General features: G+C 69.6%; 23 protein-coding genes. 6 read left to right on the top strand and 17 right to left on the bottom strand.

Going from position 1 to position 23,772, the window contains the following annotated elements; all coding sequences use genetic code 11:
• Window position 1 precedes the first annotated feature (1 nt).
• Window positions 2-634, top strand: a complete 633-nt coding sequence (locus BN976_RS02885) for an LON peptidase substrate-binding domain-containing protein (RefSeq protein WP_036367739.1) — start codon at window positions 2-4, stop codon at window positions 632-634.
• Here BN976_RS02885 and BN976_RS02880 read toward each other — a convergent pair whose 3' ends face one another.
• The 8 genes from BN976_RS02880 to BN976_RS02845 form a co-directional block, all read right to left on the bottom strand.
• Window positions 635-1,372 (bottom strand): SAM-dependent methyltransferase, encoded by a 738-nt coding sequence (locus BN976_RS02880; protein ID WP_036367738.1) that lies wholly within the window; start codon window positions 1,370-1,372, stop codon window positions 635-637.
• On the bottom strand, window positions 1,353-1,721 hold the full coding sequence (gene mnhG / locus BN976_RS02875) for a monovalent cation/H(+) antiporter subunit G (RefSeq protein WP_036367736.1): 369 nt from the start codon (window positions 1,719-1,721) through the stop codon (window positions 1,353-1,355). Before mnhG ends, BN976_RS02880 begins: the two co-directional genes overlap by 20 nt.
• The gene (locus BN976_RS02870; protein WP_011778015.1) at window positions 1,718-2,005 is read right to left on the bottom strand and encodes a monovalent cation/H+ antiporter complex subunit F; all 288 of its coding nucleotides are present in this window, start codon (window positions 2,003-2,005) and stop codon (window positions 1,718-1,720) included. Before BN976_RS02870 ends, mnhG begins: the two co-directional genes overlap by 4 nt.
• On the bottom strand, window positions 2,002-2,541 hold the full coding sequence (locus tag BN976_RS02865; protein ID WP_036367732.1) for a Na+/H+ antiporter subunit E: 540 nt from the start codon (window positions 2,539-2,541) through the stop codon (window positions 2,002-2,004). The genes BN976_RS02870 and BN976_RS02865 overlap by 4 nt, the downstream gene beginning before the upstream one ends.
• On the bottom strand, window positions 2,538-4,154 hold the full coding sequence (locus tag BN976_RS02860) for a Na+/H+ antiporter subunit D (protein WP_036367730.1): 1,617 nt from the start codon (window positions 4,152-4,154) through the stop codon (window positions 2,538-2,540). Before BN976_RS02860 ends, BN976_RS02865 begins: the two co-directional genes overlap by 4 nt.
• On the bottom strand, window positions 4,151-4,618 hold the full coding sequence (locus tag BN976_RS02855; RefSeq protein ID WP_036367728.1) for a Na(+)/H(+) antiporter subunit C: 468 nt from the start codon (window positions 4,616-4,618) through the stop codon (window positions 4,151-4,153). Before BN976_RS02855 ends, BN976_RS02860 begins: the two co-directional genes overlap by 4 nt.
• Complete coding sequence (locus tag BN976_RS02850) at window positions 4,615-7,524, bottom strand: Na+/H+ antiporter subunit A (RefSeq protein WP_036367726.1); 2,910 nt, start codon at window positions 7,522-7,524, stop codon at window positions 4,615-4,617. Before BN976_RS02850 ends, BN976_RS02855 begins: the two co-directional genes overlap by 4 nt.
• An 87-nt stretch (window positions 7,525-7,611) precedes the next feature.
• The gene (locus tag BN976_RS02845; protein WP_036367724.1) at window positions 7,612-8,307 is read right to left on the bottom strand and encodes a potassium channel family protein; all 696 of its coding nucleotides are present in this window, start codon (window positions 8,305-8,307) and stop codon (window positions 7,612-7,614) included.
• 54 nt (window positions 8,308-8,361) lie between these two features.
• Here BN976_RS02845 and BN976_RS02840 point away from each other — a divergent pair, with 54 nt between their 5' ends.
• Window positions 8,362-9,858 carry a potassium/proton antiporter gene (locus BN976_RS02840; protein WP_036369050.1) on the top strand — a complete coding sequence of 499 codons (1,497 nt, stop codon included), beginning with the start codon at window positions 8,362-8,364 and terminating at the stop codon, window positions 9,856-9,858.
• A 35-nt stretch (window positions 9,859-9,893) separates the two neighbouring features.
• On the opposite strand, the gene BN976_RS02835 is transcribed toward BN976_RS02840, so the two are convergent.
• The 6 genes from BN976_RS02835 to BN976_RS02810 all read right to left on the bottom strand — a co-directional run bounded on the left by BN976_RS02835 (window position 9,894) and on the right by BN976_RS02810 (window position 16,355).
• A complete protein-coding gene (locus BN976_RS02835; protein WP_051558261.1) occupies window positions 9,894-10,364 on the bottom strand; it encodes a DUF1707 domain-containing protein in 471 nt (156 codons plus the stop codon).
• An 80-nt stretch (window positions 10,365-10,444) separates the two neighbouring features.
• Window positions 10,445-12,643, bottom strand: a complete 2,199-nt coding sequence (locus BN976_RS02830; protein ID WP_036367722.1) for an AAA family ATPase — start codon at window positions 12,641-12,643, stop codon at window positions 10,445-10,447.
• Between the two features lies 1 nt (window position 12,644).
• Window positions 12,645-13,496, bottom strand: coding sequence for a CDP-diacylglycerol--serine O-phosphatidyltransferase (pssA, locus tag BN976_RS02825; protein WP_036367720.1), 852 nt, complete (start codon window positions 13,494-13,496; stop codon window positions 12,645-12,647).
• Window positions 13,493-14,194 carry a phosphatidylserine decarboxylase gene (locus tag BN976_RS02820; protein ID WP_036367718.1) on the bottom strand — a complete coding sequence of 234 codons (702 nt, stop codon included), beginning with the start codon at window positions 14,192-14,194 and terminating at the stop codon, window positions 13,493-13,495. Before BN976_RS02820 ends, pssA begins: the two co-directional genes overlap by 4 nt.
• Window positions 14,195-14,214: 20 nt before the next feature.
• A complete protein-coding gene (gene moeA / locus BN976_RS02815) occupies window positions 14,215-15,438 on the bottom strand; it encodes a molybdopterin molybdotransferase MoeA (RefSeq protein ID WP_036367715.1) in 1,224 nt (407 codons plus the stop codon).
• Entirely contained in the window at window positions 15,438-16,355 is a 918-nt protein-coding gene (locus tag BN976_RS02810) for an SDR family NAD(P)-dependent oxidoreductase (protein WP_036367713.1), read from the bottom strand. The genes moeA and BN976_RS02810 overlap by 1 nt, the downstream gene beginning before the upstream one ends.
• A 70-nt stretch (window positions 16,356-16,425) precedes the next feature.
• On the opposite strand from BN976_RS02810, the gene BN976_RS02805 reads away from it, so the two are divergent.
• Genes BN976_RS02805 through BN976_RS02795 form a run of 3 tightly spaced genes read left to right on the top strand, consistent with a single transcriptional unit; the run spans window position 16,426 to window position 19,202 of the window.
• Complete coding sequence (locus tag BN976_RS02805; protein WP_199558896.1) at window positions 16,426-16,902, top strand: PH domain-containing protein; 477 nt, start codon at window positions 16,426-16,428, stop codon at window positions 16,900-16,902.
• Window positions 16,899-18,341: a PH domain-containing protein gene (locus BN976_RS02800; RefSeq protein WP_036367708.1), complete on the top strand. Its 1,443-nt coding sequence runs from the start codon at window positions 16,899-16,901 to the stop codon at window positions 18,339-18,341. Before BN976_RS02805 ends, BN976_RS02800 begins: the two co-directional genes overlap by 4 nt.
• 45 nt (window positions 18,342-18,386) lie before the next feature.
• Window positions 18,387-19,202 carry an HAD-IIA family hydrolase gene (locus BN976_RS02795; protein ID WP_036367706.1) on the top strand — a complete coding sequence of 272 codons (816 nt, stop codon included), beginning with the start codon at window positions 18,387-18,389 and terminating at the stop codon, window positions 19,200-19,202.
• 13 nt (window positions 19,203-19,215) lie between these two features.
• Here the strand turns inward: BN976_RS02795 and BN976_RS02790 are convergent, their stop codons facing one another.
• Both BN976_RS02790 and BN976_RS02785 read right to left on the bottom strand, forming a co-directional pair.
• Window positions 19,216-20,916 carry a DEAD/DEAH box helicase gene (locus BN976_RS02790; protein ID WP_036367704.1) on the bottom strand — a complete coding sequence of 567 codons (1,701 nt, stop codon included), beginning with the start codon at window positions 20,914-20,916 and terminating at the stop codon, window positions 19,216-19,218.
• A gap of 105 nt (window positions 20,917-21,021) precedes the next feature.
• Entirely contained in the window at window positions 21,022-21,519 is a 498-nt protein-coding gene (locus BN976_RS02785) for a cupin domain-containing protein (RefSeq protein WP_036367702.1), read from the bottom strand.
• A 76-nt stretch (window positions 21,520-21,595) separates the two neighbouring features.
• Between BN976_RS02785 and BN976_RS02780 the strand changes: the two genes are divergently transcribed.
• The gene (locus tag BN976_RS02780) at window positions 21,596-22,783 is read left to right on the top strand and encodes a PE-PPE domain-containing protein (RefSeq protein ID WP_235621954.1); all 1,188 of its coding nucleotides are present in this window, start codon (window positions 21,596-21,598) and stop codon (window positions 22,781-22,783) included.
• 6 nt (window positions 22,784-22,789) lie between these two features.
• On the opposite strand, the gene BN976_RS02775 is transcribed toward BN976_RS02780, so the two are convergent.
• Window positions 22,790-23,698, bottom strand: a complete 909-nt coding sequence (locus BN976_RS02775) for an SDR family NAD(P)-dependent oxidoreductase (RefSeq protein ID WP_036367698.1) — start codon at window positions 23,696-23,698, stop codon at window positions 22,790-22,792.
• Window positions 23,699-23,772: the final 74 nt, after the last annotated feature.

The raw sequence follows: 23,772 nt of genomic DNA, 5'->3' as shown, positions 1-23,772 counted from the left end.
CATGCCGACGGTGCCGATGTTCCCGCTCGAGGTGGCGATGCTGCCCGGCGAGGAACTGCCGTTGCGGATCTTCGAACCGCGATACTCGGCGCTGGTGCAGGCATGTCTGGCCGCCGAGGATCCGGCGTTCGGGGTGGTGCTCATCGCCGCCGGTCGAGAGGTGGGTGGCGGCGACACCCGCAGCGACATCGGGGCACTTGCCCACATCGCCGAGTGCGTCGACATGGGTTCCGGTCGATACCGGCTGAAATGCGTGATAGGGGAACGGATTCGGGTCCTCGAATGGCTTCCCGACGACCCGTACCCGAGGGCGGTGGTCGAGCTGCGGCCCGACGAGCCGGGGCAGGCGGTCGACGTCGAGGCCATCCAGGACATCGAGGACCGGATGGTGGCGTTGTTCGAGCGGATCGCCGCCGCGCGCGGCGCACAGGTCAACGCCCGGGATATCGTGGCCGGCGCCGACGAATCCGGGGAAGCGGCGAAGTGGTTGTACGCGTTGACGGCTCGTCTGCCCATGGGTCAGGCAGACCGGTACTCGGTGCTGGCCGCGCCGAGCGCCGCGGAACGGGTCACCGCGCTGTCCGAAGCGGTGGACACGGTGACCGCGATGGTGGAATTCCAGCTGTCGGAGTGATCACAGCTTCGCGGCGTCGAGAAAGACGCTGTGACGCAACGGATCATCGCGGGGTTGCGGTGGTGTGCGGTGGTAGCGGTCCAGCAGATCGGGGATGGTCGTCGAGTTCACCTCCCAGAGGCGGGCGCACAGCGAGCAGGCGTGGTCAGGGCCCGAGGAAAGGGTCTCGAGGCCGAACCTGCTGTCACGCGCGCTGTAGAGATCGATGTTGCCGAGCAATTGCTCCTGTGCCTGCGCCGACAACGTCGGCAGCAGGCCCTCGGCCGCCCACGCGGTCGGTTCGGTGTGGTCGAATCCCGCCGCGGTCAGCGCTCTCGGCCAGTCGTCGTCCGGGTCGACGGGAACCGGGACGTGCCGGGCGGCCGCTTCCGCGCCCGCCTGTGCCAGGGCGCGCTGCTTGAACTCCAACAGCGCAGGCTGCTCGACCTCGTAGATGACCGTGTCGTTGAGCCACGGCAGCCGCCACGCCCGCGTGTCGAGGGCCCCGGCCAGGATCACCACCTGCGAGACACCCGCCGAACTCGCCGCCAGGAAGTAGTCGTCGAACCATTTCGTCCGGGCGGCAACGTAATTCGTTATCGCGGGGCGGTCTTCCGCGGCGCCCCCGGCCAGCAATCCGGCGTAGGGATCGGTGAACAGCGGACACGTTTCGCCCGCCTCCCGTGCGCGTGCCATCGCGACGCGCGCGGGGGTGAGGTCGGCGTAGACGGCGTCCGCGTCACCGCCCAGAACTGTCATGGCCGCCGGATTCCCGTTCGGCGGCGAAATCATGCATCTCGTCCCTGGTCAGCAGATCGTCGCGGATGTTCTGCTCCCGGTAGGCGAGCTGCCCGACCCGGTTGGCGATCACGGGTGCGGTGATCGTCGTGAACATGCCGGTCAGGATCAGCATGCCGATGTCGACGTTGCCGCGCAGCCGGATCGCGGCACCGGCGAGCACCAGCAGCAGGCCGAGCACCTGCGGCTTGGTGGCCGCGTGCATCCGCGACAGCGTGTCGGGGAATCTGACGACGCCGATCGCCGCGGTCAGCGCCAGCGCCGACCCGCCCAGGATCAGCACGGCTGCGACGATGTCGGAGACGTTCATCGCGCGGGCCCCTTGTCCGCAGGGTCGGCGATGTCCGGAACGCGGAACCTCGCGACGCTGACCGAGCCGACGAACGTGATCAGCGCCAGCGCGGTCAGGCTGTACGTGACCGTGGTGTCGAGGCTGAACGCCGCCCAGGTGCCGATGGCGCACATCGTCACCGCGACAAGCGTGTCGAGGGCGACCAACCGGTCCAGCGTGGTCGGGCCGAGCAGCATGCGGAACATGGTGGTCAGGGCCGCCAGCGACAGCATCGCACCGGCCGCGATCCAGACGTACATCATGCGGGGTCCACCTCCTTCTCCGCCGACGGCTTCCAGTCCGCCTCGCGCTCGAACGAGGCCACCAGGAGCTTCTGCAGTTGGTCGATCTGGTGATAGAAGCGGTTGACGGTGCGGTCGGACCCGACGTCGAGGACGTGCACGTAGATCATCCGGCGCGCCTGGTCGATCTCCAGCACGATATTCCCGGGGGTCAGGTTCAAGATGTTGACCGCCAATGCCAGCACCAGATCGGACTTGACGTCCAGGTGTGCCCGCAGCACCGCGGTCAGCGGTGGCGGTCCCGGCTTCACGGCCAGCGCCGCCACCTGGATCGATGACACGACCAGCCAGTAGGCCACGGTCACGACCAGCCGCAGCACCGAAAGGGGATGGAGCCGGCCCTCCACGGGAACCGGCGGTAACGGGAGCAGCAGGGTGATGACGAGCGCGACCGCCAGGCCGGACACGATGTTGGCCGCAGAGATGTTGCCCCACAACAGAACCCATACCAGGATGAGCCAGCACACCATCCAGGCGCGGAGCGCGAGCAGTCTCATCGTGTCCCCCCGAGGACCGCGCCGATGTATTGACCGCGATCGATCACCTCGCCGGCGGCCCGATCGCTGTAGCCGAAGATCGGGCCGGCCAGGATCGTCAGCAACAGTCCGACGACGATGAGCGCACCGGTCGGCGCCAGCATGCCGACCGGCATCCTGCCCACGTCGTCCCGGTCGGCCAGTTCGATGTCCATGGTCTCGTCGGTGTTGTCCAGCAGAGCCGCCGGGGCCGGACCCGACAGGTGTCCCTCGGGTGCGTCCTCCCGCGACCGCCAGAACGCCTTGGTCCACACCCGCGCCACCACGTAGAGCGTCAGCAGGCTCGTCGCGACGCTGCCCGCCACCAGGGCCCACGCCAGCACCGACCCGGATTGGGCGCCGGCCTCCAGCAGCGCCACCTTGCCGATGAATCCCGAGAACGGGGGGATGCCACCGAGATTGAGCGCAGGGACGACGAAGACGAACGCCAGCAGCGGACTCGCGGCGGCCAGACCGCCGAGGCGCTCCAAAGTGGACGCGCCGGCTTGCCGCTCGATCAGACCGACGACGAGGAACAGCGTCGTCTGCACCAGGATGTGGTGTGCGACATAGTAGATCGCCCCCGACATCCCGAGGTGGGTCGACAGCGCGATGCCGAACACCATGTAGCCGATGTGACTGACCAGCGTGAAGGACAGCAGTCGCTTGATGTCGCTCTGGGCGATCGCGCCGAAGATGCCGATGATCATCGTCAGCAGACCCGCCACCAGGAGGACACGGTCCATCCCGCCGCCGGGGAACAGCAGCGAATGGGCGCGGATAATGGCGTACACACCGACTTTGGTGAGCAGGCCGGCGAACACCGCAGTGACGGGCGCGGGCGCGGTGGGATAGGAGTCGGGCAACCACGCCGACAGCGGGAAGACCGCCGCCTTGATGCCGAACGCGACCAGCAGGACGGCGAACAGCGCCATCCGGGTGCCTTCGGGCACGTCGTCGAGGCGGACCGCGATCTCGGCCAGGTTCAGCGTTCCGGTGGTGGCGTACACCAGCGCGATGCCGAACAGGAACACCAGCGACGACACCATCGACACCATCACGTACGAGATGCCTGCGCGCACCCGTTCCTTGCTTGCCCCGATGGTCAGCAGCACGAAGCTCGCGGTGAGCAGTACCTCGAAGCCGACGAACAGGTTGAACAGGTCACCGGCGAGAAACGCCATGAAGACGCCCGCCGACAGCACCAGGTAGGTGGGCAGGAAGATCGAAACCGGTTGCCGCTCATCGCCGTCCCGGATGCCCTGGCCGATGGCGTAGAACACGACGGCGAGCAGGACGATCGACGACACCACAAGCATCAGCGCCGACAACCGGTCCACCACCAGCGTCACGCCCAGCGGGCCCATGCCGGCCTCGGTGGACCCCCAGCCGCCCACCTGCAGCGCGAAAGTTCCGTCGCGGTCGGCCAGATACAACAAGGCGGCCGACACCGCGACGACCGTCGAGAGCGCGAGAACCACGATCGAGCGTTGAAGACGCGGCCGACGTCCGGCGATCAGCGTCGCCGCCGCCGCGAGCATGGGCACGAGGACCGGCAGCGGTGTGAGTACCGACGCGAACTGTGCGCCGATCATCGCGACCCCTCGTAACCGGGCAGTGCGTCGAGCTCGTCGGGCAGGTCGGTGTCGCGGGCGGCGTCGGGCACCAGGCGGTCCTCTTGTTCGTCGTCCTCCTTGCCGGAGAGCTGGGACACCCGGGTGTCCTCGGGGTCGTTAGCGACTTCCTCGATGGTGTTGATCCGGTACGAGCGGTAGGTCAGCGCCAGCACGAACGCGGCCACCCCCATGGTGATCACGATCGCGGTGAGGATCATGGCCTGCGCCAACGGGTCCGCCGTCGTCGTCTCCGTACCGCTGGTGCGGCCACGGACCGGCGGGTTACCCGACGGGCCGCCGGCATTGAGGATCAGCAGGTTGATCGCATTGCTGATCAGCAGGAGCCCCAACAACATCCGGGTGAGGTTGCGTTCCAGCAGCAGATAGACCCCGGCGCTGGTGAGCACCCCGATCAGGACGAGAGGGACGAGGTAGGTGGTCATCGCTGCCGCGCCATCCGGCCGGTCTGCGGGCGGGACTGTTCACTGAGCTCCACGTCGATGCGAGCCCCGAGGCTGCGCAGTACGTCGAGCACCAGACCGACCACGATCAGATACACGCCGAGGTCGAAGAACAGCGCAGTGACGAACTTGACGGTTCCGAGCACCGGAAGATCGACCTGGATGAGCGCCGACGACAGCACCGGGGCACCGAGGAACAGGGAGGCGGCGGCGGTACCTGCCGCCAGCGTCAGGCCCGCACCCAGGATCTTGCCCGCGTCCAGCGGCAGCGTCTCGCCGAGTTCGTAACGTCCACCCGCCAGGTAGCGCAGCACCAGCGCCAGCCCCGCCATCAGGCCGCCGGCGAATCCGCCCCCGGGGACGTTGTGGCCGGCGAAGAAGAAGTACGCCGACAGCACCATCATCACCGGGAAGATGAGCCGGGTGGCGACCTCGAGCACGAGTGAACGGTGCCGCGGGTCACGCAGTCCGCTGCCGCGCAGCCAGATGATGTCGCCGGCGGCCGGGCTGGTGTTGAAGGATGTGGGCAGCCGCCCGATGTCGGGCTGCCCTGCGTCGGAGACTCGGGGCGCGGCACCGAAACGCCTGCTGCGGAACACCATCGACGCGACCCCGGTCGCGGCGACGAGGAGCACCGAGACCTCGCCCATGGTGTCCCAGGCGCGGATGTCGACGAGTATGACGTTGACGGTGTTCGAGCCGTGGCCCAGCACGTAGGCGGCCTCGGGCAGCAGCTCGGCGATGGGCCGGCCGGTGCGGGCGGCCATCGCGAACGCCGCCAGCGTGGTGACCGTCGCGCCGACCGCGACGGCGAGCGCGGCCCGCGGAACCCGGAAGCGGGTGTTCTCGGCCCGGCTGGTCTCGGCGGGCAGGGTGCGCAGCACGAGGACGAAGGCCACCAGCGTCAACGTCTCGACCAGGAACTGGGTCAGTGCGAGATCCGGTGCGCCGTGGAACGCGAAGATCGCCCCGCAGCCGTAACCGGTGACGCCGACCAGCAACACCGCCGCGAGACGGTTGCGCATGACCACTGCCGCCAGCGCAGCGGCCACCATCAGCAGGCCGACCACCACCTGCGGCGGGGAGTCCCACAACTCGAACCGCGGCCGGTCGCGGGCACCCAGGGCCAGCACGCCGAGCGGAAGCAGCACCAGCGTGACGAGGATGAACGACTGCGTCTGCGGCAGCGAGCCCCGCTGGGTGAGGGCGGTCAGACGTACCGAGAGCACGTCGGCGCCGCGGATGACCGCGTCGTAGATGCGGTCGGCGTTGCCCAGCGGCACGAAGTCCGCGCGGGCGCGGCGCAGACGCTTGCGCCCGAAGTAGACGCCGATACCGGCCGCCAGCACCAGCACCGAGAGCAGGAGCGGCAGGTTCACCCCGTGCCACAGCGCCAGGTGGTAGTCACCCGTGTACCCCAGCGGGTCGGGCACCGTGTCGCTGTAGTTGCGCAGCACGGTGTCGAGCGGCTTCGGCCACAGGCCGAACAGCAGCCCGGCGGCGGCCAGGATTGCGGGCGGGATCAGGAAGCCGAGCTCCGGACGGTGCATCTCCTCGACTCGGGTGCTCGGATGGGGCAGGCCTTTGCGGCCGAATGCGCCGAACACGAACCGCAGGCTGTAGACGGTGGTCAGCACCGAGCCCAGCACGATGCCGGCGAGTACGAACGGTGACGCGGCACCCAGATACGGGCTGTGCAATACGGTTTCGAAGTCCGCCTCCTTGGCGACGAACCCGAAGAACGGCGGCAACGCCGCCATGCTCGCGGCGGCCGCGCAACCGACGATCAGCAGCGGCCTGCTGCGGTCACCGAGCCAGGCGAGCCTGCGGATGTCGCGGGTTCCGGTGGCGTGGTCGATGATGCCGACGGTCATGAACAGCGCGGCCTTGAACATCGCGTGCGCGCACAGCATGGCCAGGCCGGCGAGCATCATCTCGCTGCCGCCGACGCCCACCATCACGGTGATGAAGCCCAGCTGGCTGACGGTGCCGAAGGCCAGGATGAGCTTCAGGTCGTACTCGCGGATCGCGCGCCAGCCGGCCAGCAGCATCGTCAACAGGCCGAGGGTGACGACGGTCGGCCGCCACTCGGGGCTGTCGGCGAACCCGGGCGTCATCCGTGCGATCAGGTAGACGCCGGCCTTCACCATCGCGGCCGCGTGCAGGTACGCGCTGACCGGGGTGGGCGCGGCCATGGCGCCAGGCAGCCAGAAGTGCATCGGCACGATCGCCGACTTCGACAGCGCGCCGACGAGGATCAGCACCACGGCCACCGACGCCGCCAGACCGGTGGGCGGGTCGGCGATCAACTCCGACAGCAGGAACGTGCCCGCGATGTTGCCGATCACGACGATGCCGACCAGCATCGCGAGCCCGCCGAACGTCGTCACCAGCAGCGCCTGCATCGCGGCCCGCCGGCTCGTCGCCCGTTCGGCATAGTGCCCGACCAGCAGGAACGACAAGACCGTCGTGATCTCCCAGAACACGTAGAGCACCAGCATGTTGTCGCTGGTGACCAGGCCGAACATGGCCCCGGAGAACGCCACCAGCTCCGCGGCGAAACTCGGCAGGCGCTTTTCCTTGCGGCCGTCGTGATGGTGGAAGTAGTCGGCGCAGTAGAACAGGACCAGGGCGCCGATCGCGAGCACCAGCACGCTCATCACCGCGGCGAGCGCGTCGAAACGCAGCGCGATGTCCATCGACAGATCGGGCACCCAGGACACATCGACGGTGCGCGCCTGGCCGCGCGCCGGCCAGTTCAACACCACCCAGACCAGCGAGCCCAGCGGTACGAGCGCCAGCGGGTAGAACGCCATCCGGCCCCAGCGGTGCACGAGGAGCGGCGCCAGAAGGGCGGCGACTGCATGGGCAGCGAGGATGGCGAGCATGGCTCCGTCTCGTCGTGGGCGGCACGCTGTCGGGCGGGCTTACCGTCGGGCAGGTGGACAAAGGTGTCAGCCGTACTGACTCTGGAGTCACTCCAGTCTACGGGTGCCCTGCACCATGGCCTCGATGTGCTCCTCGACCCCGGACGCCGCGACGAACAGCATCTCGTCGCCCGCGCGTAGCACGTCGTGCGGTTCGGGAATGATCAGCCGGTTGCCACGGACCAGCGTGACCAGGGCGCTGTCCCGGGGCATCGCGAGGTCGCGCACCTGCTGGGCCACCAGCGGGCTGTCCTCGGGCAGCGTGAACTTGGCGACATTGGCAGCGCGCCGGCCGAGGTCGCCCCGCGAGTCCCTGCCGAGCGCCATCAGACGGATGAGGTGCCCGACGTCGATGGCGCCTTCGACGGCGGCCACGATCGCCAGCGGTGTGGAGACCGCCACGTCCACCCCCCACGCCTCGGTGAACAGCCACTCGTTGCCGGCCTCGTTGATCCGGGCGACCACGCGGCCGATGCCGAACTCGGTCTTGGCCAGCAGGGCCATCGCAAGGTTGGCCTTGTCGTCTCCGGTGGCCGCGATCGCGACGTCGCAGATCTGAATCTCGGCTTCCTCGAGCGAGGCGATCTCGCACGCGTCCGCCCACAACCACTCGGCACCGGGGACCGTCGCGGGCTGGTAGCGGTCGAACTCCTTCTCGATGACGAGGACCTTGTGGCCGTACCCGACCAACTCCTGCGCGACGGACCGGCCGACCGCACCCGCACCCGCGACGGCGATCCGCATGTGGTCTCCTTCACCGCCGAGTCCGGCGCCGACAGTCCTGATTTACTTTGTCCGGTGACCCTGCACCAGCTCTACGTGGCGCTCATGATCGGCGGCCTTGTGCTGCTGGCGAGCATCGCCGCCACCCGGCTGGCCACGGGAATCGGCCTGCCCAGCCTATTGCTTTTCCTCGGGGTCGGCGTGCTGGTCGGCGAGGACGGTCTCGGGCTGCCCTTCGACAACGCGCAGCTGGCACAGGATCTGGGTACGGCGGCGCTGGCGGTCATCCTCGTCGAGGGCGGTCTCACGACACGCTTCAGCGACATCCGGAAGGTGCTCGCGCCCGCAGGCGTGCTGGCAACGGTCGGGGTCGCGGTGAGCACCGCGGTGACCGCCGGTGCCGTGCACTGGATTCTCGGGATGGACTGGCAGCTGGCCCTTCTGCTGGGGGCCGTGGTCTCCAGCACCGATGCCGCTGCGGTGTTCTCGGTGCTTCGGGTGGTGCCGCTGCCGAGGCGGGTCAGCGGCCTGCTTGAGGCCGAGTCGGGCTTCAACGACGCACCGGCGGTGATCCTGGTGACGCTGTTCAGCGTCGTACCACTGGACCTCGATCCGGTGACGATCGTCGGGACGCTGGCCTACGAGCTGGCCATCGGCACAGTCCTGGGGCTCGGCGCCGGTGTGCTCGGCGCGATGGCGTTGCGGCGTATCGCGTTGCCCGCCACGGGGCTCTACCCGCTGGCGACTTTCGGTCTGGGCATGCTCGCGTTCGCGGCGGCCGGGTCCGCGCACGGCAGTGGGTTCCTGGCCGCGTATCTGGCCGGCGTGGTGCTGGCGAATTCCGGTCTGCCGCACCGTTCGGCGACGCGCTCGTTCGCCGAGGGCGCCGGCTGGCTGGCCCAGATCGGGGTGTTCGTCATCCTCGGTCTGCTGGTGTCACCCGACGAGCTGCTCGACGAGGTGGTGCCGGCGGTCGTGGCGGGGCTGGTGTTGCTGCTGTTGGCGAGGCCACTGTCGGTCATGTTGTCGCTCATCGGCTTTCGCGTGCCGTGGCGTGAACAGGTGTTCCTGTCGTGGGCCGGTCTGCGCGGCGCCGTACCCATCGTGCTGTGCACGTATCCGATCGTGGCCGGAGTGCCCGACAGCTGGCGACTGCTCAACATCGTGTTCATCCTCGTGGTGTTGTTCACGGTGATCCAGGGGCCGAGCCTTCGGCTGGTCGCCGAATGGCTGCACCTGATCCCGCGCGACACCACCCGTGAGATCCAGGTCGACGCAGCGCCGTTGGACGTGCTGGGAGCCGAGCTGTTGACGATGACGGTGTCGCCCGGGTCGCGGCTGCACAACGTCACGGTGCTGGAACTGAGGCTGCCCGATCCGAGCGTCATCACGCTGATCATCCGGGCCGGTCAACCGTTCGTCCCGCAGCCGGTGACCCGGTTGCAGGTCGGCGACGAGCTGTTGATCGTGACGACGTCGGTGACGCGGGATCTGGCAGAGAGGCGGCTGCGGGCGGTCAGTCGCCGCGGCAAGCTCGCGTACTGGTTCGACGAATACGGCGACCCGGCCTAGCCAGACAGCCGCCGAAATTGCATTCCGGCAGGCCGTCACTCGCGCTTTCGCGGCTGGAATGCAATTTCGGCGCAGGCCGGAAAGGCGTAGCGGACCGGCAGGGCATGCGCGAGCACGCCGATGCCTGCGCCGAGGATCGGCCAGACCGGCCAGAAGTACCAGGAGCCCGCGCCAAGTCCGACGGCGAGCCAGACGGTGAGCACGATGACGACCATGGTCAGGTAGGCCGCGAGATGGGCGTGGATACCGCGCCGGGCCGCCGCGATCCGCGCCGATCGTCGCTGCGGATCGTTGCGGCGCAGCTCGGCCACCGGTAGGTCTGAGGTGAGCAGGCGCAGGTCGGGCGCGGTGTGGGCGTCGTACACCGTCTGCAGGCGGGACTCGTATTCGGCCATGTCGAGGTATCCCTGCGCCAGGGCCTGGCCGAGCAGGCCGGCGGTGATGTCGCGGTCGCGGTCGCCGACGCGGAAGTTCGGAGTGGCGGCAGGCGTGACGATGGAGCTCATGATCCCTCCCGAATCTTGACAACGACTAGTTCAGACGATGCCACTCGAACTAGTCAGTGTCAAGATGTTGTTGGATCGGCCTAGCGGGATTCGGCGAACGCGCGCAGCGCTTCGACCTGGACGGGATCCAGCGACGGCCGCACGGTCTCGCGCGCCGTGGCCACATCGGAGGCGGTGACGTCGGCCGCGTCGATCGAGCGGCGCATCGCGGTCAGCGCAGCCTCCCGCAGCAACGCCACGCAGTCGGCGGCGCTGTAGCCCTCGAGATCCGCGGCCAGTGTCTCCAGGTCGACGGCTTCGGGTCCGTCCGAGGCCAGCGGCACGGATTTCCCTGCGGTCTTCAGGATCTGGGTGCGTGCCTCGGCGTCCGGGGGCTCGACGAAGACCAGCTTCTCCAGTCGTCCCGGGCGCAGTAGCGCCGGGTCGATCAGATCGGGACGGTTGGTCGCGCCCAGCACCACCACGTCGACCAGCGGCTCGATGCCGTCCAGTTCGGTCAGCAACGCGGCGACCACGCGGTCGGTCACCCCGGAGTCGAAGCTCTGCCCGCGTCGCGGGGCCAGTGCGTCGATCTCGTCGAGGAACACCAGCGACGGCGCGGAGTCGCGCGCCCGCCGGAACAACTCCCGCACCGCCTTCTCCGAGGATCCGACCCACTTGTCCATCAGCTCAGCGCCTTTGACGGCGTGCACGGACAGCCGCCCGGAACTGGCCAGGGCCCGGACCACGAACGTCTTGCCACACCCGGGCGGCCCGTAGAGCAGCACACCGCGTGGGGGTTGTACCCCGAGTCGCTGGAATGTCTCGGGGTGCTGCAGTGGCCACAGCACCGCCTCGGTGAGTGCCTGCTTGGTCGCGGCCATGTCGCCGACGTCGTCGAGGGTCACCGAGCCGACGGACACCTCCTCGGTCGCCGAGCGTGACAGCGGACGGATGACGCCGAGGGCGCCGATCAGGTCCTCCTGTCGCAGCGCGGGCTTCTCGCCGTTCTCGCTGGCCCGCGCCGCGGCCCGCAACGCCGCCTCGCGCACCAGCGCGGCCAGGTCTGCCACAACGAAACCCGGTGTGCGCTCCGCGATCTCGCCGATCTCAAGGTCTTCGGCGGGGACCTCGCGCAGCAGTACCTCCAGCAGCTGTGCGCGCACCGCGCCGTCGGGCAGGGTCAGTCCCAGCTCGCGGTCACACAGATCCGGTGCGCGCAGCCGCGGGTCCAGATTGTCGGGTACCGCTGTCGTGGCCACGAACGCGACACCTCTGGTCGCGACCGCCGAGCGCAACTCGGTGAGGATCAGGGTCGCGACCGGGTCTGCGGGCACCGGGAGCAGCGCGTCGACGTCGGTGACCAGCAGCACGCCGCCGCCGTCGCGGACGGCGGCGACGGCCGAGGACACGTTGGCCAGTCGGTCTTCGGCGCGAAGCGAACCGACCTCCGGCCCGTCGAGCTCGATCAGTCGCCTGCCCGCGCAGACCGTCCGGACCAGGGTGGCCTTGCCGACACCGGCCGGCCCCGACACCAGCACGCCGAGATTGGCGGTGGCACCCAGCTTCTCCAGTAGCTCCGGTTGGTCGATGGCGAGCTTGAGCCACTCGGTGAGGCGGGCCGCCTGCGTGTGTGAGCCCTTGAGGTCGTCGTAGCTCACCGCCGGTGTCGTCGACTCCGCCGATGTCGTGACCACATGCTGGCCGGTGGCATCCGCGGGTGCGGCGGGCGTCGCCGTGGACGTGCCCCAGTTGACCAGTGAATTGGGTTGCACGCTCACGGGTCCCGCCGGGTCGACGGAGGTGACGGTCAGCAGCTCCGAGGTCCAGGTGATGCCCACCGACGAGGCCAGCGCGACGCTGGCCGCCGACGTCGAGGTGCCCGGGCCGAGGTCGCGGGGCAGCAGGGACACCGTGTCGCCGACCGTCATCACCTTGCCGAGCAGGGCCTGCCGCAGCGTCGCGGCGGTGATCGACTGCATGGCCAGCTTCGAGCCGCTCAGCGTCACGCACCGGGCGCCGTAGACCGTGACCGGGGCGACCAGCACCGAGGTGTCCTCGCGCAGCCCGGCGTTGGACAGCGTCACGTCATCAAGTAGCGCCGTGCCCGTCGGCGTCCCCGGCGGAGCGAGGCCGACCACCGCGGCGGTGGTGCGCGCCCCGGTCAGCGAGACCGCATCCCATTCCCGGATGCCCAGGGCGGCAATCGCTTCCGGATGCAGTCGGACCACGCCGCGACGGGAGTCCAGCGCGGAGGTGTTCAGCCGCGCCGTCAGTGTCAGATGTGCGCGCTCGGACACGTCACCCCCTCGGTGGCCGGCGCAGGCCCAGCCGCATCATCGAACGGCGGTGCGGCTGTGCCCGGCGGATCGCGCGTCGGGCGGCCCGCTGCTGGCGCGGTTTGTCGTCCCACACCTCGGGGTGCTCGGCGAGAAAACGCTTCGTGCGCATCGCGAACGGGATGTGGAGGACGTAGGCCAGAATGATCGCGAGGATCACCAGGTACCCGTACAGGATCGAGGCCGCCACGCCGATCGCCAGCAGGGCCAGCAGGGGCGCCACCATGTTCGGCGGTATCGAGAAGGTGTGGATCTTGCGCATCGGCAGCGTGCTGACGACCAGCAGCGAGACGCCGATCATCCAGATCACCACCGCGGGCTCGGAGGTCCACCAGCCGTCGCCGAACTGCATCTTGGCGGCCAGCGGGCCGATCGCCCCGATCGCACCTGCGGGCGCGGGCATCCCGGTGAAGTACTTCTTCTCGTACGCCGGCTGGTCCACGTCGAGCATCGCGTTGAACCTGGCCAGCCGCAGCACGATGCACACCGCGTACAGCAGCACCACGATCCAGCCGATCCGCGACGTGGACAGCAGGGTCGCGTACACGATGAAAGCCGGCGCCACACCGAAGTTCACGGCGTCGGCCAGCGAGTCGATCTCCTCACCCATCCGCGAGGTCGCCTTCAACGCGCGGGCCAGCCGGCCGTCGAGCGCATCGAGGATCGCGGCGATCGCGAGGAAGGCCATCGCCTCCGTCGGGCGGTTGTCGAGCGCGAACTTCACCGCGCTCAGCCCCAGGCAGATGGCGGCGACGGTCATCGCGCTGGGCAGGATGCGCACGCTGACGATGGGCGCCTTGATGCGGGGTCTCATCGCGGCAGCTCGGCCAGCACGGTCTCGCCGGCCAGCGTCCGCTGCCCGACGTCGACCAGGATGTCGGATCCGGCGGGTAGGTAGGTGTCCAGCCGGGAGCCGTAGCGGATCAGTCCGTAGGTGTCCCCGAGGCGGACGGTGTCGCCGGGCTCGACGTCGCAGACGATGCGGCGGGCCAGCAGGCCGGCGATCTGCACGGCGATGACCTGAGCGCCCTCCGGGCTGCGGATGACGATGCTGTTGCGCTCGTTGTCCTCGCTGGCCGCAGCCAGGTCGGCCGAGCCGAACAGCCCGGGGCGGTGTTCGACTGCGATCACCTCACCGCCGAGCGGGGCGCGCTGCACGTGGGCGTCCAGCAGGGACAAGAAGATGCTGATCCGCGGTAAAGGTGTTGCGGGAAGCCGTAGTTCGCTCGGCGGGATCGCCTCCTCGATCAGGCAGATCAGCCCGTCGGCCGGCGCGACGACCACGCCGGGGCGGGTCGGTGGGGTGCGCGGAGGGTGGCGGAAGAACGCGGCGTTGGCCGCCGCGGACGCGACACCGGCGTTGCGCAGCCAACGGGACTTCCGCCCGGCCAGCGCCACCGCGAGGCTGGCGCCCACGAACGGCAGGCCCGCCGGGTGCATCGGGGGTACGGACGTACGAACCAGGGCCGCCAGGCGCGCTGGTCCTGTCTTGAGGTCGGGGCGTCTGGCCATCGTGTGGCGATTCTACGGCTCTACGGCCCGGTCGAGTCTGCGCGGAGGTCCCACAGCTGCACTCGCGAGCCCGCAGCCACCTCCGCGGTGTCCTCGTCGAGCTCCAGCAGGCAGTTCGCCGACGCCAGCCAGCGCAGGTGATGCGACGCCGGCGGCCCGTAACCGGTGACGGTGTCGGTGACGGGGTCGAACACGCCCCGGCGGAACTGCCGCTTGCCCCGCGGTGAGACCAGATCCTCGGTCAGCATCGCGGTGCGGCGCGGCCGCTCGGCATGCGGCAGACCCATCGCCGCACGCAGCGCCGGGCGCACGAACACCTCGAACGACACCAGCGCGCTGACCGGATTGCCCGGCAGCGTGATGATGGCTGTCCCGTCGCCGTCGCCGAGGAATCCGGCGCCCTGCGGCATGCCCGGCTGCATGGCGACCTTGACGAACTCGACCGCGCCCTCGGTCAATGCGTCCTTGACCACCTCGTAGGCGCCGGCGCTGACCCCGCCGGTGGTGATGACCAGGTCGGCCTCGGCGCGATGCCGGCGCAGCACGTCCAGGAACGAGTCGACATCGTCACCGGTCATCAGGGAGGCGACCACCTCACCTCCGGCGTCGCGCACCGCGGCGGCCAGCATCGCGCCGTTGGATTCGTAGATCTGCCCGGGTTGCAGCGCGTCGCCCGCGGCGACCAGCTCCGTGCCGGTGGACACGACGAGCACCCGTTGGCGCGGGGTCACGGTCAGCTCGGCCAGGCCCAGCGCGGCCGCCAGGCCGATGGCCGCCGGGGTGACGACCTGTCCGGCATGCAACACCGTCGTGCCCGCGGTGACGTCCTCTCCGGCGCGGCGGATGTGCTGGCCCTCCCGGCCGGCGGCCCGGATGGCCACGGTGTCGACGCCGCCGTCGGTGGCCTCGACCGGGATCACCGCCGTCGCGCCCGCGGGCAGCGGAGCCCCGGTCATGATCCGGTGCGCGGCGCCGGGCTGCAGCGTCGGGATGTCGGTGCGGCCGGCCGGGATGTCCTCGGTGACGGGCAGCCGCACCGGGGTGTCGTCGGTGGCGGTCGCGATGTCCTCGGCGACGACGGCGTAGCCGTCCATCGCGGAGTTGTCGAAACCGGGCAGCGACAGCGGCGCGACGACGTCGCAGGCCAGCGCCAGGCCCAGCGCGTCGGCGACCGGCACGGCCTCCGGCGCCCGCGCGGTGATCAGCCCGGCGACCACCCGCCGGTGCTCGTCGACGGTGCGCATCAGAGGTCGTAGCTCACGCCGGTCAACTCCTCGGAGACCGTCCACAGCCGTTCCTGCACGTCCACGTCGTGGGACTTGCGGTTGGACTGCACCAGGACCGGATGACCGACCAGCTCGCGCAGCCCGGACGGTCCGTAGTACTGGCCGCCGCGCACGCCTGGGTCGGTCGCCGCCCGCAGCGTGGCCAGCGCCCCGACCGCGGGACTGTTGGTGACCAGCCCGGCCAGCCAGGCGAAGCCGGGCAGCTGGGAGCCGGGGACGTGACGCATCAGTTCGGTGTTCGAGATCCCCGGATGTGCGGCGACGGCGATCGTCGGTGCGCCCTTGGCGGCCAGCCGGCGCGCGAGCGTGTAGGTGAACATCAGGTTGGCCAGCTTGGACTGCCCGTACGCGGCCACGCGGTTGTAGCCGCGCTCCCACTGAAGGTCGTCGAAGTGGATGTCGGCCTGGATGTTGTGGGCGATGGAGGCGACGCTGACCACCCGCGAGCCCTCCACGGGCAGCAGCCGGTCGAGCAGCAGGCCGGTCAGCGCGAAATGGCCGAGATGGTTGGTGCCGAACTGCAATTCGAAGCCGTCGCCGGTGGTCTGCTTCGGCGGGTACATCACTCCGGCGTTGTTGATCAACAGGTCGATGCGGGGATGCGCGGCGCGCAGCTCCTCGGCGGCGGTCCGCACGCTGGCCAGCGACGACAGGTCGAGTTCCTGCAACACGACGTCGGCGCCCGGGTGAAGCTGCCTGATCCGGCCCACCGCCTGCCTGCCCTTGTCGAGGTTGCGCACCGCGACGACGACGCGGGCGCCCCTGCCCGCCAGTACCGCGGCGGCCTCGTAACCGATGCCGGTGTTGGCGCCGGTGACGACGGCGACCCGGCCGGACTGATCGGGCACGTCGGCGGCGGTCCACTTTGAGCTCATGGGATTCAACTTACGGGCTGGGCACGCAACCGGGTTGGATGGTCGCGCAACTAGGCTCGCAGCCGTGCACATGGCCGAACCGGCGCACCCGCCGAGCCGGAAAGCGCCGCTCGTCTGGGCCATCGGGGCCGCCATCCCGTGGATGTTCGCCGTGGCCGCACAGGCGGTGTGGTTCATGGTCGACGGCCGGGTGCCGTGGCTGCACATGCTGGTCGCCGCAGGCACCGTGGTCGGCGCCGTCGTGTCGGTCGTCGTCGCGCCGCTGTGGCGCTATCGGGTGCACCGATGGGATCTCGACGCCACCGCGGTCTACACCCGGTCGGGTTGGCTGGTGCAGGAGCGCCGCATCGCGCCCATCTCGCGGGTGCAGACCGTGGACACCTACCGGGGCCCGCTGGACCGGTTGTTCGGTTTGGCGAACGTGACGGTGACGACCGCGTCGTCGGCCGGGGCGGTGCGCATCGTCGCGCTGGACGTCGACGTCGCCGACCGGGTGGTGGCGCGGCTGACCGACATCGCCGCATTGGGCGCCGAGGACGCCACGTGACGCCGGAATGGTCCCGGCTGAGCCCGCGCATGCTGCTGGTGCATCCGGTGCACGAGGTGGTGCGCCAGATCCCGGTGCTGGTCGGTTCCCTGGTGCTCGGTTCGGCGACGGGCAACCCGCTGTGGGCGGTTGCCGGTGTGGCCCTGGTGATCGCCTACGGCCTGGCCCGATGGTTCACCACCACGTACCGTATCGGCGCCGACGACGTGCAGCTGCGCACCGGCGTGTTGCAGCGCAACGTGTTGTCGGTGCCGCGCAACCGGATCCGCTCGGTGTCCACCGACGCCCGGCTGCTGCACCGGCTCCTCGGGCTGACCGTGGTCCGGGTCAGCACCGGCCAGGAAGCAACGGGGGACACGTCTTTCGAACTCGACGCGGTGCCGGTGGCCGAGGTGGCCCGGCTGCGGGCGATTCTGTTGGCGGAGTCGCTCGAACCGGCCGGGAGCGCCGAGCCCACCCGGGTGCTGGCGCGGTGGCAACCGTCGTGGTTGCGTTACAGCCCACTGACGTTCACCGGGCTGCTGATGATCGCCGCCGCGCTCGGCATCCTCTCTCACCCGGAAGTGTCTGGGGCCCTGCGTGATTCAGGCCTGTTTCGGGAAGGCGAGAGAGCCGCGGAGAGCCTCGGTGCGTTCGGCGCGGTCACGGTCGTGGTCGTCGTGGTGCTGTTCGCCTCGGTGGCGCTGTCGGTGCTGCAGTCACTGCTGAGCTACGGGAACCTGGTGCTGCGCCGCGACGCCGAGGTACTGCATCTTTCCCACGGGCTGCTTCGCGTGCGTGAACACACCTTCGACATGCGTCGGCTGCGCGGCGGCACACTGCGCGAACCGCTGCTGGTGCGGCTGTTCGGCGGCGCCCGACTGGACGCGGTGATGACCGGCGTCGCCGGCGCAGGCGAGGCCTCGCAGCTGCTTCCGCCGTGCCCGCGCGGCACCGCCGAAGCGGTGCTCGCCGAGCTCGTCGAGCGGGCCGACGCGGTGACAGGGCCTTTGACCGCGCATGGTCCGGTGGCGACGCGGCGGCGATGGACCAGGGCCATGCTGGCGCCGGCCGCGGTGGTGGCGGGGCTGGCGGTGGTGTCGGTGTTCGCCGACGTGCCGTGGTGGGCGTGGCTGGCGCCCGCGGCGCTGACGATCGCCTGCGGATTTCTGGGGTTCGACCGTGCCCGGTCGCTGGGGCATCGGGTCGGCGGAGGTTGGCTGGTGGCCAGGGCGGGCAGCCTGCAGCGCCGCCGGGACTGTGTGGCCGCCGCGGGCATCGTCGGATGGACGGTGCGCCAGTCCCTGCCGCAGCGGCGTGCCGGGGTGGCCACTCTGGTGGCGGCGACCGCTGCCGGGGTGAAGCGCTACGAGGTGATCGACGTACCCGCCGACCTTGCGTGGTCGATCGTCGCGGCGACCTCGCCGTGGGTGGGCAGGACGGCGTGGGCGCGAGGCTAGTGGGGCCCGAGTTGCGGCCGAGCGTCGGCGGTTTACTGTCGCACCATGGCTATCGGTGGAGTGCTGTTCGACATCGATGGTGTGTTGGTGACGTCGTGGAAGCCGATCCCCGGTGCCGCCGAGACGTTGCGGACGTTGGCGGACAACCAGATCGCATGCGCGTACCTGACCAACACCACCACCAGGACACGCGTGCAGATCGCCGATCTGCTGACCGAGGCGGGCATGGCGGTGCGCGCGGACGAGGTGATCACCGCCGCGGTGCTGACCGCCGACTATGTCCGTGACCGTTACCCGGATGCGCGCTGCTTCCTGGTCAACAGCGGACAGATCGGCGAGGACATGCCCGGCATCGATCTCGTCTACTCCTCGGAGTTCACCGGTCCGCGCGCGCCCGCCCGGCCCGATGTCGTGCTGCTCGGCGGGGCGGGGCCCGAATACAGCCATCTGACGCTGTCGTGGGTGTATGACTGGATGGCCCAGGGCGTGCCGGTGGTGGCGATGCACCGCAGCACCGCGTGGACCACCACCGACGGACTGCGCATCGACACCGGCATGTATCTGATCGGAATGGAGCAGGCCTCGGGCCGCAAGGCCACCGCGGTCGGCAAGCCCGCGCCGGAGGGCTTTCTGTCCGCGGCGGCCCGGCTGGGTGTGGATCCCGACGAGATGTACATGGTCGGGGACGACCTGAACAACGACGTGCTCGCCGCGCAGGTGGTCGGTATGTCGGGTGTGCTGGTGCGTACCGGCAAGTTCCGTCAGGACACGCTGGACCGTTGGGCCGCAGACGAATTCGCCATGCAGCCGAACCACGTCATCGATTCGGTGGCCGACTTTCCCGCGCTGCTCGGCCTCTGAGGCGATTCCTGCGCTACGCCGACAACTCGCGCTGCAGGGCCCGCACCGCCTCGATGCGCTCCTGAAGCTGCTCGCGGGTGGCGGCGGCCACCGGCGGGCCACCGCAGCGGCGGCGCAACTCGTTGTGGATCCACCCGTGGGGACGGCCGGTCCGGTGATGCGCCAGCGACACCAGGGTGTTGAGCTCGCTGCGCAGATCGCGCAGCTGCCCGTGCGTGGTCTTGGGGACCGCCAAGCCTGATTCGGTGCGCTTGGTGAGTTGCTCTTCCTGCCTGCGCCGCAAAAGATCCCGCATCGATTCGGCATCCAGCAGGCCCGGGATGCCGAGGTAGTCGGCCTCCTCGTCGCTACCCGCCGGCGTGGCCGTGCCGAACGACGACCCGTCGAAGATCACCTGATCGAGTTCGGCGTCTGCGCCGAGGTACTCGATCCTGTTCTCCTCCTCACCGGGTTCGTCGCGCTTCTGCTCACGCAGTTCGGCGTCGAGTGGATCCTCGAGCGGCTCGCGGTGCGGCTTGCCCAGCACATGGTTGCGCTGCGCCTCCATCTCACTGGCCAGCAGCAGCAGGTTCGGCACCGACGGCAGGAAGATGCTGGCGGTCTCGCCGGGCCGCCTCGACCGCACGAACCGACCGATCGCCTGGGCGAAGAACAACGGCGTGGATGCGCTCGTCGCGTATACCCCGACGGCCAGTCGCGGCACGTCGACGCCCTCGGACACCATCCGCACCGCCACCAGCCACCGCGACGTGCCCGCCGAGAACTCCGAGATCCGATCGGAGGCGCCCTTGTCGTCGGAGAGCACCACCGTCGGCGCTTCGCCGGTGATCTTCACCAGCAGGTCCGCGTACGCGCGGGCGGTGGTCTGGTCGGAGGCGATGATCATGCCCCCGGCGTCGGGCACGTGCTGACGCAGTCCCTGCAGCCGTTTGTCCGCCGCGGCGATCACCGCGGGCATCCACTCGCCCTTCGGGTCCAGCGCGGTCTTCCACGCCCGCGCCGTCTGCTCGGCGGTCAGTGGCTCACCGAGTCTGGCGGCGTGCTCCTCGCCCGCGCTGTCGCGCCAGCGGGCCTCACCGGAGTACGCCATGAACATCACCGGCCGGACCACGCCGTCGGCGAGCGCGTCCGAGTAGCCGTAGGTGTGATCCGCCACCGAAGTCCTGAAGCCGGCGGCGTCCTCTTCGTAGGTGACGAACGGGATCGCGCTGTCGTCGCTGCGGAACGGCGTCCCGGTCAGCGCGAGCCGGCGGGTCGCGTCGTCGAACGCCTCCCGGATCGCGTCGCCCCAGCTCTTGGCGTCTCCGCCGTGGTGGATCTCGTCGAAGACGACCAGGGTCTTGCGGTTCTCGGTACGCACCCGGTGCCGGGTCGGGTGGCTGGCCACCTGCGCGTAGGTGACGACGACGCCGTGGTACTCCGAGGAGGTCTGAGAGTTCGAGTTCGAGAACTTCGGGTCCAGCGCGATACCGTGCCGCGCGGCGGCCTGGGCCCACTGGATCTTCAGGTGCTCGGTGGGCACGACGATCGTGACGGCGTCGACGGTGCCTTCGGCGAGCAGCTCGGCGACGATGCGCAGCGCGAAGGTGGTCTTGCCGGCACCCGGTGTGGCCACCGCGAGAAAATCACGAGGAGCGGCCGATAGGTATTTGACCAGAGCCCGACGTTGCCAGCCCCGCAACGCCTGGGTGCTGGGCGCTGCATCAGCCCGCACCCTTGAACTCCTTTCGACCGGAATGCAGTCTAGGGCAGGCTGTTCCGCGATCGCATCTCCGCGGCGTGTCCGGGGTACGGCGTGTCTGTCCCCGGGTCGGTTCGGCTACTCGACGAAATGGTTGTCGTTCTTGACGAACCACTCCCGGCGTTCCTCGTCGGTGAGCTCACCCAGCTGGGCCAATCCCTCGAAATAGTGCTCGCGGGGTGCGCCGGGGGCGAACAGGATCAGGATCGACGCGGGCTCGTCGGCCTCATTGCGGAACCCGTGGATGCCACCCGGCGGCACGTAGAGAAAGTCGTTGACGTGTCCGTCCACCCACTCGGTTCCGTTGTGTAGCGACAGCGAGCCCGAAAGTACGAAAAACGCCTCGGACATGCCGCGGTGGAAGTGCGGTCCCGGGCCGCCGCCCTTCGGTGCGATCTCCACCCGGTACAGCCCGTAGTCACCGTCTGTGGCCTGCTGGTTCGCCAGATAGTGGTACTGGACCAGGCCGAAGGCGTCGTAGTCGGGCGGTTCGTCGCCGCGCCTGAGCCAGGCGCTGACCTCGGGCTGGTCGGCGGTGTAGCGGGGCGGGGGGTAGGGCGGCACCACGAGGGACACGCGTCCAGTCTGCCCGGCCGCGCCCCCCGCACCAAGCTGACGGTGGCGGCAATTTCGCTGCGGCGTGACCGACAAGATGACACGCTTGACCTGTTGCTCGTCGGCGCGCGCCGAGCAGGAGGACAACGGGATGGTTGTAGTCCGCAGGTGTTTGGTTTCCCTGATCGCGCTGGCGTGTGTGCTGCTGGGGATCGGAACAGTGGCCGGCCCGGTCGGCGCGGCCGAGAGAGCCGTCCTGATCCCGGGAGCCTCCCCCTTCAAGCCGATCAACCCGTTCTTTCCGATCATCGCCGCGACCTATCCGTATATCGGCATCAATCTGCATGACGATGCCGACCCCCAGGTGGTCGACTACTCGCAGAATCCGTTCTCCACCGACCGTGCGCTTCTCCAAGGGCTCGAGCGGGCAGAGGTCGCCGTGCGTGAGATCGACGGCAAGGCGGTCGTCATCGGCGAATCGATGGGGAGCATGGTGGCGTCCAGACTCGCCGCGGATCTGTCCCACAGCCCGGATCCCCCGTCGACGGACGACATCAGGTTCGTCCTGATCGCCTCGCCGGAGGAGGGCATGGCGCAGTACTTCAAGGAGGGCACGCGCATTCCGCTGCTGAACTACACGGTCAGCCGCGTTGCGCAGTCCCCCTACCCGACCACCGTCATCGTCGGTGAATACGACGGCTGGGCCGATCCGCCCGATCGGCCGTGGAACCTGGTTGCCGTCGCCAACTCGGCGATGGCCTTGCTCTATGTCCACGGGCCGGCGAGCTGGGACATCGACCTCGACGATGTGCCGCCCGAGAACATCACCGTCGACGGCACGGTCACCAGGTATTTCGTGCCGACTGAGCACCTCCCGCTGACGCGGCCGTTCCGTGACATCGGCGTCCCCGACTGCGTCGTCGACGCGGCCGATCAGATTCTGCGCCCCATCATCGATGCCGGCTACCACCGTCACGACCAGCCCGGCGATTCCCGGCCGTACCTGTATGACGGCAGGATCCACCGCGACGGCGACGACGACGCGGGCGGTGAGAAGGAGACCGAGGTCGCCGCCCCGACCCGGCAGGCCGGAGGCGACGGCCGGCTCGACCGCGACGACCCGGATGTCTCTGATTCTGCGGACGACCCGGATGTGCGGGAGTCCGCGGAGGAACCGCATGAGCGGGAAGCGGCGGAGGACCCGGAGGCGTCTGAGCCCGCGGAGGAGTCGGATGCGAGGGAGACGACCGACGACCCGGCGCAACGACAGGAGGTCGGCGGGTGATCCCGCTCAGGCGGGCACGGGGACGGGGAAGGTGACCCCCGTCAACTCCTCGGAAACCGTCCACAGCCGCCGCTGCAGGGCCAGGTCATAGGACTGATTGCTGGAGGCCACCACGACGGGATTGCCCCGCTGCTGGCCGATTCCGTCCGGTCCGTAGTACTGCCCGCCCAGCACGCTCGGATCGGTGGCCGCGCGCAGCGTCGGCAGCGCACCGGCCGCGGGGCTCTGCGCCAGCAGCGGTGCGATCCGGTTCAGCGCGGGCTGCAGGGCGGCGGGCAGGTTGCGACCCAACTCGGTGCTCGACGTCCCTGGGTGGGCGGCGACCGCGATCGTCTTGCCCCGCGGCGCCAGCCGGCGCTGCAGCTCGTAGGTGAACAGCAGGTTGGCCAGCTTGGACTGGCTGTAGGCGCCCATCCGGCTGTAGCTGCGCTCCCACTGCAGGTCGTCCCAGTGGATCGCGCCGCCCATCTTGTGGCCGTTGCTGCTGACGGTCACGATGCGGGCACCGTCGACGTCGAGGAGCTTGTCCAGCAGCAGGCCGGTGAACGCGAAGTGGCCGAGGTGGTTGGTCCCGAACTGCAGCTCGAAGCCGTCGGCGGTGGTGCCCTTCGGCGTCGTCATCACGCCCGCGTTGTTGATCAGCAGGTCGATGCGGTCGAAGCGGCTCTTCAGTGCCTCGGCCGCGGCCCGAATCGAGGCCAGCGACGTCAGGTCGAGCTGCTGGACGTCGACGTCACCGATCATTCTCTCGGCTGCCTGCGCGCCTTTTGCGGTGTCGCGGACCGCGAGTACGACGCGTGCGCCGCCGACGGCGAGGGCTTTCGCCGTCTCGAAGCCCAGCCCGGTGTTGGCGCCGGTGATGACTGCGGTGCGTCCGGTCTGATCGGGGATGTCGGCGGTGGTCCAGTCGGTCATGGTGTGTCTCCTGGTGCTCGTAGACTGCGTAAACGGGGCGATAGCTCCGGTTGTACCCGACAATACGGAACGTA

It is taken from the genome of Mycolicibacterium austroafricanum (genome assembly GCF_000612725.1).
GTDB lineage: Bacteria > Actinomycetota > Actinomycetes > Mycobacteriales > Mycobacteriaceae > Mycobacterium > Mycobacterium austroafricanum.
The sequence above is the reverse complement of the archived record's forward strand: the minus strand, read 5'-3'. Positions and strand labels throughout refer to the sequence as shown.

Excerpts from the sequence above, each read along its gene's own strand:
- pssA (WP_036367720.1), bottom strand. The coding sequence starts at position 13,496 with ATGAGACCCCGCATCAAGGCGCCCATCGTCAGCGTGCGCATCCTGCCC.
- BN976_RS02885 (WP_036367739.1), top strand. The coding sequence starts at position 2 with ATGCCGACGGTGCCGATGTTCCCGCTCGAGGTGGCGATGCTGCCCGGC.
- BN976_RS02870 (WP_011778015.1), bottom strand. The coding sequence starts at position 2,005 with ATGATGTACGTCTGGATCGCGGCCGGTGCGATGCTGTCGCTGGCGGCC.
- BN976_RS02805 (WP_199558896.1), top strand. The coding sequence starts at position 16,426 with ATGGCCGAACCGGCGCACCCGCCGAGCCGGAAAGCGCCGCTCGTCTGG.
- BN976_RS02820 (WP_036367718.1), bottom strand. The coding sequence starts at position 14,194 with ATGGCCAGACGCCCCGACCTCAAGACAGGACCAGCGCGCCTGGCGGCC.
- mnhG (WP_036367736.1), bottom strand. The coding sequence starts at position 1,721 with ATGAACGTCTCCGACATCGTCGCAGCCGTGCTGATCCTGGGCGGGTCG.
- BN976_RS02880 (WP_036367738.1), bottom strand. The coding sequence starts at position 1,372 with ATGACAGTTCTGGGCGGTGACGCGGACGCCGTCTACGCCGACCTCACC.
- BN976_RS02810 (WP_036367713.1), bottom strand. The coding sequence starts at position 16,355 with ATGAGCTCAAAGTGGACCGCCGCCGACGTGCCCGATCAGTCCGGCCGG.
- BN976_RS02860 (WP_036367730.1), bottom strand. The coding sequence starts at position 4,154 with ATGATCGGCGCACAGTTCGCGTCGGTACTCACACCGCTGCCGGTCCTC.
- BN976_RS02795 (WP_036367706.1), top strand. The coding sequence starts at position 18,387 with ATGGCTATCGGTGGAGTGCTGTTCGACATCGATGGTGTGTTGGTGACG.
- BN976_RS02845 (WP_036367724.1), bottom strand. The coding sequence starts at position 8,307 with ATGCGGATCGCCGTCGCGGGTGCGGGTGCGGTCGGCCGGTCCGTCGCG.
- moeA (WP_036367715.1), bottom strand. The coding sequence starts at position 15,438 with ATGCGCACCGTCGACGAGCACCGGCGGGTGGTCGCCGGGCTGATCACC.
- BN976_RS02780 (WP_235621954.1), top strand. The coding sequence starts at position 21,596 with ATGACACGCTTGACCTGTTGCTCGTCGGCGCGCGCCGAGCAGGAGGAC.
- BN976_RS02865 (WP_036367732.1), bottom strand. The coding sequence starts at position 2,541 with ATGAGACTGCTCGCGCTCCGCGCCTGGATGGTGTGCTGGCTCATCCTG.
- BN976_RS02855 (WP_036367728.1), bottom strand. The coding sequence starts at position 4,618 with ATGACCACCTACCTCGTCCCTCTCGTCCTGATCGGGGTGCTCACCAGC.
- BN976_RS02775 (WP_036367698.1), bottom strand. The coding sequence starts at position 23,698 with ATGACCGACTGGACCACCGCCGACATCCCCGATCAGACCGGACGCACC.
- BN976_RS02850 (WP_036367726.1), bottom strand. The coding sequence starts at position 7,524 with ATGCTCGCCATCCTCGCTGCCCATGCAGTCGCCGCCCTTCTGGCGCCG.
- BN976_RS02835 (WP_051558261.1), bottom strand. The coding sequence starts at position 10,364 with ATGAGCTCCATCGTCACGCCTGCCGCCACTCCGAACTTCCGCGTCGGC.